The organism is Microbulbifer sp. ABH2_005, assembly GCF_056160005.1.
Window position 1 is genome coordinate 1,297,586 of the sequence record NZ_JBSWWI010000001.1, and the last position, 16,508, is coordinate 1,314,093.

Here is a 16,508-nt window from a genome sequence, read left to right on the forward strand (position 1 = left end):
AAGGGGTTGGGTTTCAATCCAATTTCACACAAATTTTTGAATAACAAAGATAAGGGAAGGAGGACAGTATGAATGGAAAGTGCCTTTGTGGCGCTGTTGAGTTTCAGTTGGATGAGCCACTACCCGGCCTATATCAATGCCACTGTTCACTCTGCCGCAAGCTGAGTGGTTCCGCATCTGATGCCGCCATGTTTATTGGCCGCGATCAGTTTCGCTGGGTGCGGGGGCTGGACAAAATCTCCTCCTATCGAAAACCTAGCGGCTACCGCTCCGATTTCTGCAGCCACTGCGGCAGCTCTGTTCCTCACTTGATGAGTAATACCACGCATTTCTGGGTTCCTGCGGGCCTGCTCGATAGTGATTTTCGAGGTAAGGTGATGGCTCACTTGTATGTTGATTCCAAGGCGCATTGGGATGAGATTGGTGGTCAGGCCAAACACTTTTCGGAGATGCCGGAACTGGAAGAGCTGAGCAGACTGCTGCACGAAGAAATTGAAAAAGAAGAGAGTGAGCTTCTGGAAACTTGAGTCAGAGCGGACTACAAAAAATTATTTAACTGCTTCTGGTCAGTTGATCATTGCCGCATACAAAGGCATATACAAAAAAGCCCCGCTCTTTCGAGCAGGGCTTTTTTGTATATGGCGGACCGGACGGGACTCGAACCCGCGACCTCCGGCGTGACAGGCCGGCATTCTAACCAACTGAACTACCGGTCCGCATTCCTGCTTCTCTTTGTTGCTCTTGCCGGGCAAGAGTAAGAGAAGTGGTGGGTGGTACAGGGGTCGAACCTGTGACCTACGGCTTGTAAGGCCGTCGCTCTCCCAACTGAGCTAACCACCCCTCGTCAGGAGCTGCGTATCATAATGATATTTTCAGCTAGGTCAATAACTTAGGAGATTTTAAAGAAAATTTTTGGGTAGTATAAATAGACTACGATTTGACGAAGTAATCTAAAGAAATCAAGCTTTCAATACTTTTGAGGGTGAAGTTTGAGAATAAGCCTGTAACAAACCGTGCCTAAGCAGCACACAGAGAGTCTGAGAGTAGTAGGGGGCGCATTGGGCGCAGAAGACAAGAGATAGGTCGGAGTAATTATTCTTTAAATCTATATACAAGAAAGCCCCGTTCTTTCGAACGGGGCTTTCTTGTATATGGCGGACCGGACGGGACTCGAACCCGCGACCTCCGGCGTGACAGGCCGGCATTCTAACCAACTGAACTACCGGTCCGCATTCCTGCTTCTCTTTGTTGCTCTTGCCGGGCAAGAGTAAGAGAAGTGGTGGGTGGTACAGGGGTCGAACCTGTGACCTACGGCTTGTAAGGCCGTCGCTCTCCCAACTGAGCTAACCACCCCGTGTCAGGAGCTGCGTATCATAATGATAATCTTTATGGCGTCAACACTTTTTAAGAAAATTCAAAAGGAATGTTTCAATGAATGGTAATGATGGTGTTTTTGATCGGGGTGCAAAAAGCAATTGCAGTTGATCGATTTTTGATCGATTTTGGTTTGGGCTTGGCTAAAAGCTGCCAGCTGAGATGCCTATTTTCACCAGTTATTTCTGGGGGAGGTAAACTTATAAGATTGGATTGTCCTCAAAAAATAATTAGCCGTACAACACCTCTACATAGGCGTAGATCAGCATATAACTATAGATTTGTAGCGGGTCAGTTGGTTGTTGAAGTGTAAAACTTCTTCATTTGCGCCGTCTATTCACTTTTAGTTTGTGCACTACTTGGTTCAGTCGTTCCTATAATATTGCTCAGGTAAACTTCAATAATATCCATTTGTGACATTCTATGACCTCCTTGTGGACCTCAGTGGCCATACCTGGCTTGATAAATAAATTCTAGAAAAAAAAGAAAAGCACCTTCAACTATTTTATCCGAGAAGAAGTTTTCACTGATTAATAGGTTTTTCTTATTTGATCTTTCTGTTGATCAGATGCTTATCTTTAGGTGCATGTAGGGTGCTAATTTTTAAACTTCGTATAGAGGCTGTAAAAGAAGATTCCTATAAAAGTTTATAGGAAGAATTTGAAATTATCTTGCAAATTTTGCGAATAGCTATTCAAATATGAAGAATTTTTTAGGCTAAATAATTAAAAATTCGTCATATGGTTGGCACATTCGCTTCGCGAAAGGTAATGAGTTGTCGAAGTGCTAGCCAAAAGACAAGGAGAGGTTCATTGGGTACCCAGTCAGAAATATTTTATCCGCTAAGCACATCTCAGCTAGATGTATTTTATCACCAACAACAGTTTCCAGATTGCCCTCTATACAATATATGTGGCTATACAGTGTTGAGAGGGCAGCTGGATGTTCCCTTACTCCAGACTGTATATTCACAGGTTTCCAGCGAATGTGATGTCTTTTCGATCAACTTTAAAGTCCACGATGGGCAGCCTGTCCAGTTCATTACCGAAAGAGAAGCTTGCGATTTAGAGCTGATTGACTTTATAGGTGATAATGATCCAGAGAAGTCGGCAAATATATATTTAGTCTCTCTTTTTGAAACGCCATTTTCGATAGAGAAAGATTGCCTAGTGGCAATGAAAATAATTCGAATAAGTGAAAGGGAGCACTGGTTAATTACGTTTGGCCATCATTTAGTTCTAGATGGTTGGGGGGGAAGTAACATATTGCATGCGCTGGGAAGGCTTTACTCAGATAGTGTGACAAAAATTGACAGCTCGAGAGTGCCTTATCAGTTAGATGTTGAGCAATTTTTGCCCACGGTTGCTGAAGATACAACATATCAATCGAGTAGTAAGTATTCACAAAGCAAGAATTACTGGTTAAAAAAATTTACCACTATTCCTGAGCCATTGTTAGCAAGACGAGTTGAGGGTGAATATAAATCTAGCTCGGTAGTACCAAGTAATAAGATTTCACAGAAATTTCCTGAGGAAAGTTGTAAATCTCTATTACGCGTAGCAAAAAAATTAAGTGTAGCGCCGCAGCAGTTGGTGATCGCAGCAGTATATATTTATTTCTCTAGGGTATTTCAATTAGAGGAAATTGTACTGGGGATGCCGGTACATAATAGAGGTAATGCAAGATATAAAAAAATAGTTGGTATGTTTGCAAGTACTACCCCACTAAAGCTATGTTTTGACCCTCTCAGTAACATAGAAAATCTTATCTCCGAAATCGCATCCATACAGAGACAAGATTTTCGTCACCAAAGATACCCAATTAGTCACCTTAATCGTGATCTCAATTTGTCGGCAAAAACGCGATCGCGTATACATGATATAAACTTCAATTACCTGAAAATTGATTATAACTCCAGCTTTAATGGCATTGAGGCATACACAAATTATTGTACCAGCGGATACTCACAGATCCCATTGAGTATAAATTTAATCGACTTTGGGGGGGAGCAGGAGCTAGAGCTTCAGTTGGAATATAATTTGGGTTTTTACGGCGATCAAGCCGCAAAACAATTGTTGGATAGGTTGGTTTGCCTCTCTGGGGAGGTACCTAAGTTACTAGCTAAGTCGATTTCTGAAGTAGATCTTATTTCAACAGCTGAACGTTCGCTTTTAGATAAATATAGCGGAATAGATTCTTTTACGCTCCCTCCACTTACTTCAATCGTTGAAGAGTTCTCTAAGCACGCGGGCGAATATAAAGATGACCTCGCAGTGGTTTGTGGCGATCTTAGTGTAACTTATGGCGAATTGGAAGCTAGAACTAATCAGCTGTCCCGCATGCTGCAGGATCTAGGAGTAGGTGCAGAACTCTTTGTGGGAATTTGCATATCTCCTTCAATTGAGATGTTGGTTGCAATACTGGGAGTGATCAAAGCTGGAGGAGCATATGTCCCCATCGATCCGGACTTTCCGGAGGATAGAGTAGAGTTTATCGTCCAAGATAGCGAAATTAAACTACTAATATGTGATCAGGAAACTTCGAGTAGACTTAAATTCCAGGCAATAGAGCAACTAGTGCTTGATTCTCAAGAGGTAGAGAAAGCACTTAAATCTTATAAAGATACAGAGATAACTTGTGAAGCGAAGCCGGAGAGTCTGGTATATATGATATATACCTCCGGTTCTACAGGACGTCCCAAGGGTGTATTGACTGAGCATGCGCAATTAGCTAGCTATCTGAGTGCAGTCCGCTCTCGATATTTACTTCCCAAGGGGCTGCGATACGCGGTGCTCTCAAGTATAGCGACAGACCTTGGTAATACATCCTTATATTTGTCCCTCGTTAATGGTGGTTGTATCTACATCTTAGATAAAACCATTGTAATGCAGAGTGATGAACTAAGTGAATATTTAATAAAAAGTAAGATTGACCTATTAAAGATCACGCCTAGCCACTTTGATGCTTTATTTACCCCTCTAATGCTAAAGGATAAATTTGACTGTTCTTGGCTTTTCTTGGGTGGAGAGGTCATTTCCCCAAGCCTGTACAATAAGATCCGATCGCTTGTATTTACAAAAAAATGCCATGTCATTAATCACTACGGTCCTACAGAAACGACCATAGGATGTACTACCTATCAAATAAGTGGCGAGGAAGTTGCAGATCAAATCCCAATAGGTCGTCCATTACCAAATCGCACTGCATATATATTGGATGATAATTGTAAATACATACCAACTGGCGAGGTGGGAGAACTCTATATTGGTGGAGATGGTGTCGGGCGAGGATATCATCGCCAGGCGAAATTAACGGCTGAAAAATTTAAGCCAGATATGTTGTCAGGCCACGCGGACTCAAAGCTGTATAAAACAGGTGATTTAGCGCGGTTCCTGCCAGATGGGAATATCATTTTTGTTGGCAGGAAGGATAATCAGGTAAAAATACGGGGTTATCGTATTGAGTTAGAGGAAATTGAGAAGGCCCTAAGCAATCTACCAGCTGTAGATATTGCTGCGGTAGTTACACACTGTGGAAATAATGGTCGATCACGACTAGTTGCATATCTAATTTTAAATAGTAACACTCAAAAAGACAATTTTCTTAAAGAAATAAATAGCTCTCTTAAGAAGTTATTACCCCAATACATGCTGCCATCACAATATTGTGTGATGGAAAAATTACCTCTAACGGCAAATGGAAAAATTGATCGTAAAAATCTTCCAGATCCAGAAAGCTATGAAAATACTTCTGCTGAAAAACTTAAAAAGTCTGATGCTGAATATAAGCTTTCCAAGATTTGGGCGGAATTGTTCGGGCTTCGCGTTAAAGAAATCGGCATCAACGACAATTTTTTTGAGTTGGGTGGTGACTCGATTTTAGCTATTCAGTGTGTGTCACGCGCACGTGAAGTCGGGATGGTATTTAAAGTTAAAGATATATTCGATACTCCAAGTTTGAGAGATATCGCTGACAAAATAGAGCAAATAGAGGTAGTTGACTTACAAAAGGAAGAAGTAGGAACAGTTAAGCTGTTACCGATCCATCATCGTTTCTTCGAAATATCGACAGAATTAAATCACTACAACCAGTCATTGTTATTGGATTCTCCAACGTGGCTTGATATAGATTTGTTACATCTTGTTGTTGATAAACTTTATGCCAGTCATGATGCTTTGCGCCTCGTATTTGCTCGAGAGGGAGAGCTTTGGCGAGCAAAATATAAACCATATACTGAACAATTGGCATATGAATCCATTGAGGTAATAAGATGTGAAGAACCCGACATTGAAGACCATGTAAATAAGCACCAGCGCAGTTTTAATTTGACTGTCGGGCCGCTATTTAAGGCTGCTTTGTTTATCCTGCCTACTGGATTAAATCGATTGCTATTAACTGCCCATCACAGTGTGGTTGATGGTGTGTCTTGGCGGGTTCTGCTGGGAGATATAGAGCAATTGAGCAGACAATTTAGGCAGGGTCTGGAGCTGTATCTACCTCCTAAAACAGCATCTTATAAAAAGTGGTCCGAATATTTATATCGTTACGCATCTTCTGAAAAGTTGAAAAGCGAAGTTCAATATTGGCTGGAACAAACCAGTGGACTATCGCCCAGAGAACTAGTACAGCTGAAAGAATTTTCTATAAAAAAATTCAGTATTAGTGAAGAGTGTACTGAAAAATTTATAGGTGAATCAAATAAGGCATACCATACCAAAACAGATGAGTTACTTTTGGCAGCTCTATCTAGAGCTTTTAATAGATGGGATGGTCGGGAATCTTTAACGCTAACGTTGGAAGGTCATGGTAGAGAGGGTTTAAATAGCGATTTGGATCTTTCGCGTACGATTGGTTGGTTCACTGTAGAGTATCCCCTCGCCATTAATTTTGATGGTGAAAGTATTGAGAGTCACATATTCTCTGCAAAAGAGTCTTCTAGATCGGTACCAGAAAAGGGAATTGGATTTGGCGTGCTTAAGTATTTGAGTGAAATACCAGAGCTTAAGAATTTACCAACACCAGAAATATTGTTTAATTACCTAGGACAGTTTGATCAGGTCGTTAATAACGAGCATGTGTTTTCGATGTTAGATTGTCCCGGAGATATGGTAAGCCCTTTGCGCCCGCAGTCCCACGCTTTAATTCTTAATGCGCTTATCAATAAGGGAAAGCTAACTTTTGAGCTTCGATTTTTAGGCGATAAATACGATTTAGAAAGTATAAATAGTTTATGTGCGCTTATATGTAAATCTATAGAGGAAGTGACAGATCACTGTTGCAAGAAAGCCGGTGGATATTTTACGATTTCAGACTTCCCTTTACTTGGGAGAGGGAATTATCCAGCCAAGTTGAGTCAAGACCAGTTAGATTATTGGCAAATATCTAATAACATCGACGATCTATATCCTGCAACGGGCACACAAAGCGGCTTACTATTTCATGGCTATTTGGAGAATGAGGCATATGTAAGTCAGAAAATATTAAAGTTGGAAGGTAATTTAGATCCCACTCAAATACAGCAGGCTTGGCAGAAATTACTTGATGAGGAAGGGATTCTTCGCACACAATTTATGAGAGATAAATATGGAGAGATATACCAGCTGGTCCAATCAGAGGCTATCTTGCCATGGAGGTATGAGGATCTTTCAAGCTTAGATAGTGAATCACAAAATAGGCTTCTCGAAGAGTTCAGAAAACACGATAAATCTATAGGTTTTGATATTGATGTCGCTCCTCTAATACGCATTGCTTTTTGGTGCTTAGGCAAGAACCAATATCAGCTATTATGGACGCAACACCATGCTACCGGTGACGGATGGTCTTCATCATTAATGCTCAATAGATTGGTTGAAAATTACCAGAATTTATCAGAGAAGATTGATTCAGTTTATCGCAATTCTTGCACCTATAAAGTCTATCTAGAGTGGCTTTCCTACCAAGACAAAGCATCTGCTAATCATTTCTGGAAGGAAGAGCTAGGTGGTATAAATTCATCAACGGCATTGCCAAATCTAAAATCTTCAAGAAGCGAAAATAGAAAACTTGAAATTAACTCGGTATTAACAAAATCAAAGGTGCAAAACCTATCCCAGTTAGCGAAAAGTTGTCGGGTGACCTTTAGCACCCTTATTCAAGGAGCTTGGGCTCTTTTACTGAGCCGCTATAGTAATGAAGAGGAAGTTATCTTTGGAGTAACGGTATCTGGACGGCCTGCGGATTTAACAGGTGTGGAAAACATTGTAGGTCCTTTGCTAAATACTATACCTAGTCGTGTAGGGTTAGAAGACGATCAGAAGTTGGGAACATGGCTGAGAGAGTTGCAATCCGCACATATTAAAAGAGAACAGTATAGCTACCTTTCCCTATCTGAAATTTTACAAGCGGCAAATTTAAATAGTGGAAAATCCCTATTTGATAGCATAGTTGTAGTTGAAAACTACCCCATAACATCTAGTCTATTTAAAGGTGAAAGCGCTAGAGAAATCCAATTAATCGAAGCAAAAAGTTTCGAGGAAACCAATTATGGACTTGCGCTAGTGGTAACAATGGGTGATGAAGTTACGTTTAGATTAAAATATCACCAAGATAAAATTGATGATGAACTAGCAAAAAGTATCTTAGAGCATTATCAGAATCTGCTTATTACGATGTGCCAGGGTTCTGAAATTACACTATCTTCTTTGACTCTTCTAACAAAAGAAGATCAACTTAAATCTATATTTAGTAAAACTACTATACCTCTTGGATATCGAGCTCAACACTGCATCCATCACCTAATTGAGAAGCAGGTGGAATTTCGAAGAGATGAGATCGCTTTAACTTGTGGAGGAAATCAGCTTACCTACCTTGAGCTAAATACACGAGCTAATCAGTTGGCCCGCTACTTAAAAGAGCGTGGGGCAAACGCAGAAGTATTGATTGGAGTTTACTTAGAGCGTTCAACCGATATGATTGTGACTTTACTGGCTATCTTAAAAGCTAGTGCCGCCTACGTACCTATAGATCCTACTTATCCTAATGTTCGTATCAAGCATATTATTAAAGACAGCGGGCTTAAAATAATTATTTCGGATCAAGATGTTCCCCTGGCTCAGGAAAACGCTGATCTCGATATAATTAGGATCGATTCATGCAAAGTTCAGGAAGAATTGCACAACTGCTCTAAAGAGAATCTTGATACAAGTGAGTTGAAACCGGAATCCCTTGCTTATGTTATCTATACGTCAGGTTCAACAGGCTTACCAAAGGGAGTTTTAGTTGAGCATGGTAATGTTGTTCGATTATTTAATTCGACAAATGAGCAGTTTCAGTTCTGCCCAAATGATGTTTGGACAATGTGCCACTCCTATGCATTTGACTTTTCGGTATGGGAAATTTGGGGAGCGCTAAGCCATGGGGGACGGTTAGTCATTGTTTCTCAAGAGACATCTCGCTCTTATGATGATCTCTACAGGTTACTCATTAAGGAGCAAGTCACTGTTCTGAACCAGACTCCGGGATCCTTTTATCAACTGGCGCACATTGATGAGGCCCATAGAAGCCGCTTATTCCTTCGCTTTGTCATTTTTGGTGGCGAGGCATTAAATCTGGCGGCCTTAAAGCCGTGGGTTTCTCATCGTGGCGATACTTCTCCACAGCTGGTGAATATGTATGGCATTACTGAAACGACTGTTCATGTCACTAGCCGGATAATAAGAACTAAAGATATCCAAAGTGCGCAAGGTAGTTTAATTGGGTCACCTATTAGTGATTTAAGGCTGTATATCTTTGATCGTTCAATGAATGTATTGCCTCCTGGTGCAATAGGAGAAATGTATGTGGGGGGGAATGGAGTATCGCGAGGATACCTTAACAGAGATGTATTGACTTCAGAGCGATTTTGTAAGCATCCACTTATTCCAGATATACGGCTCTATAAAACTGGCGACTTGGCTCGAAGAATTGCTGGCGATGAAATTGAATACCTCGGGCGGATTGATGATCAGGTTAAAGTTCGCGGGTTTCGTATAGAGCCAGGAGAAATAGAACAGCAGATATTAACACTTGGAAAAGTAAAATCGGCTGTCGTCAATATGTGCTCAAATGACTTGGAGGATACATACCTGGTTGCTTATGTTTGTCTTGACAAAGGACAAAATGAAACTTCTTTGGATGATGTGAGGCAGTATCTTAGAGAAAGGTTACCAGAGTACATGCAGCCTTCATTTTATATGGAGCTTGATCAAATCCCTCTGACTGCCAATGGAAAGGTGGATAGAAAATCACTTCCTCAGCCAGAGCGCGCACCAACTGGATCAGACTATAAACCCCCTCAAGGAGATATTCAGCTTAGACTTGTGAAAATTTGGGCTGACTTGTTGCGAATACCGATAAGCAAAATAGGTCGCAATGCACATTTCTTTGCCCTGGGAGGGCACTCATTGCTATCAGTACGTCTCGCAACTGCTGTGCGCAATGAATTTGATGTTGAATTAGAAATACGAGAGGTATTTGAATATGCTGAGCTATCAGAACAGGCTAAGCGAATTAGCTCTTCAAAGCGAAAAATAACGCACCACAATATTATTTCTTTATCGGAAGGTCGTAAGACACTGTCCTTTTCCCAGCAACGTTTGTGGTTTATAGACAGTTTAGAAGGGGAAAGCAGTCAATATAACTTGTCAGGTGCTTTTCTAGTGCAGGGGAATTTTTCTGAATTAGCTGCCGAAGAAGCATTTTTCCGTATTATTTCACGTCATCATAGCTTGCGTACCGTCTTTATAGATAATGGCCAAGGTGTTGAACCATATGTAAAAGAGGCGGAATCTTTCCACCTTCGACGCATGGATATTAGGGGGGTGAATGGGGAAAAACAGAATTCCGAAATTGAACGTCTTTTGGAGAGTGAAGAAACTCAACCCTTTAATTTGTCATCTGACTTAATGCTACGAGCGGGTTTTATCCGAATTAAAGATAGTGAAGGTATTCTATTCATAAGTATGCATCATATTGCATCGGATGGTTGGTCTGTTGGGATTTTGCTGGAAGAGTTTTCCTTGCAATATGAGTCAGTTTTATTAAATAAAAAAAATTACATATCTCCCTTATCATTTCAGTATGAAGATTTCGCTCATTGGCAATTACAGCAGTCTTCTGAAGAAAATTTCCTTAGCCAGCTCGGGTATTGGGATAAGCAGCTTAAAGATCTTCCTCCTGTTCATAACCTGCCTTTGGACTTTCCTCGCCCCAGTAAAATAGGGCAAAAAGGTGCGAAGGCATCACTGAGTCTAAAGAAAGCTGAGAGTGAGATGCTAAAGGCATTTGCTCTTGAGCAGGATGTAACTCTATTTATGATTATCCACGCTGCCTTTTCTTTAATAGTTGCTAGACATAGCAATCAACAAGATATTGTTGTTGGTACTCCTGTAGCAGGGCGTCGGAATAAAGATCTAGAAAGGATGATAGGCTTTTTTGTTAATACATTAGTTTTGCGTGTTGACTGTGATCTAGAGCAAGATTTACCTTGCTATTTAGAACAGATTAAGCGAGTAAATTTAGAAGCCCAGGACAACCAAGATATACCATTTGAGCACTTAGTAGAGCGTCTCAACCCGGAGCGCAGTACACAATATAGCCCATTGTTTCAGATTTTGTTCACGATGGATAATACAGACAAAGTTGCGCTTCAATTACCTAGCTTAACTGTCTGTGAGTTAGAGCGCAGACTGATACAGGCAAAATTCGAGCTCTGTCTAAATGTTTGTGAAAATAAATCCGGAATTGAATTCGAACTTATCTATAACAGTGCACTATTTAAGGAAGATCATATTCTGCAATTAGCTAAACAGCTTTTAAGGCTGTTAGTTAGTCTTCCTACACACAAGAACAGTCGACTTATAGATCTACCGCTTATTGATTCAGCGGCGGAAAATATCTTGAAGGGTAATGAAATGTCGTTACCTGAAGGACCAGTTCAAAGCAAGTTTGAGAAAATAGCTAAACGACAACCGGATTTACCAGCGCTTATATGGGAAGGTCAGTCAATCAGTTACGGAGAATTGAATACCCAGTCTAATAAGTTAGCCCATTTACTGCGTAAAAAAGGCATAGGTCCAGAGGATAGGGTGGGGCTGTGTCTTGAAAGAGGCCCCAGTTTAATTATCGCATTACTTGCTACTCTGAAGGCAGGAGGTGCGTATGTGCCGCTAGATCCTGCATATCCTAATACTCGATTAGCATTCATGCTCGAAGACAGTGGTGTTAAATTAATATTGGGTGAGAGTCATAGTAAGGAGGTGCTAAAAGGCAGCTTGACCAGCATAATCTGGCTGGATGAACACACCTTATCAGAATTTCCTAACGAAGAGCCACTGAGTTTATATAATAGCCACCACTTAGCTTATTTGATCTACACCTCCGGCTCGACTGGTACTCCTAAAGGAGTAATGGTTGAACACCGTAGTTTATTGAATGTAAATGAATTTGAAATACTTGATTATGAGTTAGGTGCTGGAGATCGAATCTTGCATTGCATGTCGTTCAATTTTGATCCTGCAACTAGCGTACTGTTTAGTGGATTAAATTCTGGAGCAGCTATCTATCTGGCTGATACTCACTCAAGTGTCACTACATTTATTAAGAAGCATGAGCTCACTCACGCTATCCTTCCGGCAGCAGTTCTTGCCGCTGAGGAAGAGCAGCAACTCCCATCGTTAAAGATGATTGGTGTTGGAGGTGAGGTTTGTCCACTTAAAACTGTACAATATTGGTCTCAGGGACGTAAATTCTTCAATTTGTATGGCCCCACTGAATGTACAGTAACGGCTGTCAGAGAGCGGTATACCGGAACAGAAAATAAGCTAACTATTGGAAGACCTATAGCTAACACCTATTGTTATGTACTTGATGATATGCAGCGATCTGTGCCACCGGGAGCCGTTGGTGAGCTTTATATCGGCGGGTTAGGATTGGCTAGAGGCTATCACGGTTGCCCCGAGCAAAATGCATTGCGATTTATAGATAATCCAATTTGTACTGGCGAAAAACTCTATCGAACTGGTGATATGGTACGCCAACTTGCTGATGGTAAGCTCGAATTCCTAGGTCGTATTGATGAGCAAGTTAAATTGCGAGGGTTTCGAATAGAACTAGGTGAAATCGAATCCATATTATTGGGCATGCATGAAATTGAAGCAGCAGCTGTAGTCACTAGGGATGAATTTCCTGGCCAACTTGTTGCATATATTTGCTTAAATAGCGAGTTCGATAATGATGAATATATTCGTATCATTCAATCTGAATTAGCCTCAAAATTACCTTCATATATGTTGCCTGCTGCCTATTCAGTTATAGGGAAGTTACCTTTAACTATAAATGGCAAACTAGACAAAAATGCTCTGCCAATACCATCGATTATAGATGCGGCAGAATATATAGCGCCTGCTACAAACATAGAAATTGAACTGGCAAAAATTTGGGCACAACTGCTACGGCTGAAACTCGATGATATAGGTGTAAATGATAGCTTCTTTGCACTGGGGGGACACTCGATTTTGGCAATAAAATTAGTGAATTCTATTGAGAGGGTTTTCTCCATTACTATTTCCCTGAAGAAGGTATTTGAGTTAAGTAGTTTGTCAAACTTATCTGCATATATTGAAAGTATACAAAGTGATAAATCTACAAAGCTTTCCGATGTTAAAAGAATACAAAATCTTTCGTCGATAGAAGTGGAATCTGCAGAGAGAATAGAGGAGTTTGAGTTGTGAGCCTGTTTAATTTTCTGATTCAGTTAAAAGAACAAAGAATTATTATAAGCTTGGATGATGGGCAGCTTCGGGTTCGGGGTAACAAGGATGAAATTACTTCGGAAATAAAGTTTAAACTCAAAGAAACAAAAGAAGAGATAATTGCTCACTACATTAGGTTGGGTATAACTAGTAATAATCAGCTTGCACCTGTGACTCTTCAACAGCAGCGACTGATTATTATCGATAAAATGCAGCCCGAGCTATCTCTGTTCAATATGATTGGTGCCCAAGAGATCCAAGGTGAGCTGATAAAGGACGCAATAAAGTGGTCTTTTCAGAAGATTTATGAGCGACATGGTTCACTACATACAAACTTTTTTAATGAAGACGACTTCTTTTATCAGGTGGTTAAGCGCTCGGATTCCTTTAAAATAAACGAAGTTGACTTAAGCGGGATATCTGATGGAACACTAGATTCCAAGCTTGATTCCATATTTAAACTTGAATGCAAAATAGCATTTGACCTGGAAGCAGATCAAATGCTGCGCGTAAAGCTTATTAAGATTTCTGAGAAGAAGCATATTTTAATTTATAGCATGCATCATATAGTCAGTGATGGCTGGTCGATGGGAGTGATGCTAAATGAATTAAACCACTATTATAATGCGTATTTATCTGGAGATAGAGTGGAGCTTCCTCCATTACGCATACAGTATTCAGATTATGCCCACTGGCAAAAAAAACAAATTGAGAGCCCTGAATATCTTAGCCAGGTAAGTTATTGGATAGAGCAATTGGAGGGTATACCGGAGATACATAACCTTCCACTCGATAGGTCAAGGCCAGCAATACAGTCATATCATGGAGGAGTATATCGCAGTCAAATAAGTGCCGAATTAAAATCGTTATTTGTTCAAACCTGCCGTGAAAATAATGCCACTTTATTTATGGGGCTACATGCTCTTTTTGCAATTTTAATACATCTCCACGGTAATCAAAATGATGTAGTGATAGGGACGCCAACTGCGGGTAGGGAGAAAGATGATCTAAACCCACTTATTGGGTATTTCTTGAACACTTTAATTCTTCGTTCACGTATCAATAGTACTCTAAGTTTTATTGATATTTTAGAGCAAAGTAGAGAGTTAGTGCTGGATGCATTCTCTCATCAGCAAGTTCCGATTGAGAAGTTGATATCATCTTTAGGTGTCGATAACGATATGAGTTATTCTGCACTATTCCAGGTTATGCTAATTCTGCAGAGCAATGATAATGGTTGTTTTTCTGCTCCCAATTTGGAATCTAAATATATAAATCCTGAACTTCCACTAAGCAAGCTTGATATCACTTTGAGTATAATTGAAGTCGATGATGGGTTAATGCTTGGATGGGAGTATAATAAAGATATCTTTGATAAGTCTACAATAGTTGGTTTTTCAAAACGTTTTTCTCATCTTATACAGTCCTTTATAGATTCCCCAAATATGTCCTTAATGGATTTGAACACCATTTCAGAGGATGACCTTTCTTGTTTGGAATATTGGGGTTCAAAAGAAAAAAAATCCAAGTCTCTGAAGAGTGTAATTGAGCAATTTCACCAGTGTGTATACTCAGAACCAAATAAACTAGCGTTAATGGGCGCTGATGATTTTGTGTTGACCTATCAAGAGCTCGATAACAAAGCTAATCAGTTTGCTAACTTTTTAACAACTAATAGGGTAGTTGCAGGAGATGTTGTTGGCATATGTCTGCCAAGATCTCAGGAGCTAGTTATTGCTATATTGGCTCTTTGGAAAATAGGAGCAACATACCTGCCAATTGACAGTGAATACCCACTAGAACGGATTAAGGCGATTTCTTCTGATGCAAATTTAAGTAAAGTACTTACTCTTAACGAATATAAAGGCAGATTTCCAGATTTATCTATACTATCTATTGATGGCATGAAGACCGCTGACATTATTAATAGTCAGCAAAAGAACTTTAGCCCTGACTCCAGGGCTGAGCCTGAATCCTTAGCCTATATTTGTTATACCTCTGGTTCTTCAGGTAAACCCAAAGGAGTTATGACTACACAAGGAAATCTGTCAAGCTATCTTGATTCGGCACGAAAAAGCTATAGTCTCGGTAAGAATGAAAGAGTTCTCCAGTTCTCATCTCCCTCTTTTGATATCTTCGTTGAAGAATTTTGCCTAGCTTTATCAGGTGGAAATTGCCTGGTTCTGAGAGATGAAGAGATACTTTCTGGCGGGGTGTATTTTTGGGAGTATTTACAAAGAAAAGAAATATCTTTTGTTAGCCTGCCAACTGCCTATTGGCATTATCTAGTTCGAGAAATAGGCAATGATGATATCCCAAGTTTGCCAGAGCTAAAAACTATTGTACTGGGTGGTGAGGCAATGTCTTTGCCAGCCCTCAATCGATGGAATCAGTATTTTAAAGGACAGGTAAAAATCATAAATACTTATGGTCCAACCGAATGTACAGTGGTTGCAACATCCTATGAGATACCCGAAGACCAAAAGTTTCCATTAGGAATTCCAATCGGTAAACCTCTGCCACATATAAGCACTTATATCCTTGATGAAGGACTGAAGCCCGTGCTGCCTGGTTGTGTTGGTGAGCTGTGCTTGTCTGGACCGAGTATTTCACCAGGCTATTATAACCAGCCCTTAAAAACTACTGAAGTTTTTGTCAAGTCCCCGTGGCTCAATAAATTGTTGTATCGAACGGGTGATCTAGTACGTTATCAAAATGATGGAAACCTTATCTTCCTTGGTCGTTATGATCGTCAGTTGAAGGTGCATGGGTTTAGAGTTGATTTGGGTGAGATTGAAGAGGCTATTGCAGGTCTCGCTGGTATACGATCTTGTTATAGTCAAATAATTGATGAGGCTAATAAAGATAAAAGAATAGGTGCTTATGTTGTTGCGGATGAAACAATCACTTTAGAGCAATTGAAGTCCAGAGCTTCACAAATTCTTCCTCGATATATGTTGCCAAGTACATACATCTTCTTGAAAGACCTCCCACTTACCAAAAATGGAAAAATCGACACGGAATCTCTACCTGACTTTGGAGTCGAGCAAGTTAGCCTAGAACCTCTGATAGATGATCTCGAATGTTCTTTGGCTGAAATATGGTCGGAATTATTGAGGGTGGATTTAAGCAAGATAGGCGCTAACTCACACTTTTTTGATTTGGGTGGCCAAAGCTTATTGGCAATGAGATTAATTTCTGAAATAAAAAGATTATTTAATGTTGAACTGCAAATTAAAAATATATTTGAGCGAAGTGAATTACGATCGCTTGCTCAACTGATTAAGCAAATTGTTTCTCAAGAGGAACTCTCGGCTGAATTATCAGCGTTACCGGATGAGTCACTGGATGAGTTGGAGTTTTAAA

3 protein-coding genes and 4 tRNA genes are annotated in these 16,508 nt (G+C 40.2%); 3 read left to right on the forward strand and 4 right to left on the reverse strand.

What is annotated here, in order from left to right:
* Positions 1-68 precede the first annotated feature (68 nt).
* Complete coding sequence (locus tag ACXAFI_RS05850; RefSeq protein ID WP_475108041.1) at positions 69-527, forward strand: GFA family protein; 459 nt, start codon at positions 69-71, stop codon at positions 525-527.
* A gap of 112 nt (positions 528-639) precedes the next feature.
* On the opposite strand, the gene ACXAFI_RS05855 is transcribed toward ACXAFI_RS05850, so the two are convergent.
* From ACXAFI_RS05855 to ACXAFI_RS05870, 4 genes are all read right to left on the reverse strand, one after another.
* Positions 640-716 (reverse strand) — tRNA-Asp (locus ACXAFI_RS05855).
* 48 nt (positions 717-764) lie between these two features.
* Positions 765-840 (reverse strand) — tRNA-Val (locus ACXAFI_RS05860).
* Between the two features lie 312 nt (positions 841-1,152).
* Positions 1,153-1,229 (reverse strand) — tRNA-Asp (locus ACXAFI_RS05865).
* Positions 1,230-1,277: 48 nt separating this feature from the next.
* A tRNA-Val gene (locus ACXAFI_RS05870) sits at positions 1,278-1,353 on the reverse strand.
* Between the two features lie 833 nt (positions 1,354-2,186).
* On the opposite strand from ACXAFI_RS05870, the gene ACXAFI_RS05875 reads away from it, so the two are divergent.
* Complete coding sequence (locus ACXAFI_RS05875; protein WP_475108042.1) at positions 2,187-13,121, forward strand: amino acid adenylation domain-containing protein; 10,935 nt, start codon at positions 2,187-2,189, stop codon at positions 13,119-13,121.
* Positions 13,118-16,507 carry a non-ribosomal peptide synthetase gene (locus ACXAFI_RS05880; RefSeq protein WP_475108043.1) on the forward strand — a complete coding sequence of 1,130 codons (3,390 nt, stop codon included), beginning with the start codon at positions 13,118-13,120 and terminating at the stop codon, positions 16,505-16,507. Before ACXAFI_RS05875 ends, ACXAFI_RS05880 begins: the two co-directional genes overlap by 4 nt.
* The last annotated feature ends 1 nt before the right edge of the window (position 16,508 follow it).

Bases quoted from the DNA above. Each gene is read 5' to 3' on its own strand.
- ACXAFI_RS05850 (WP_475108041.1), top strand. From the start codon at position 69: ATGAATGGAAAGTGCCTTTGTGGCGCTGTTGAGTTTCAGTTGGATGAG.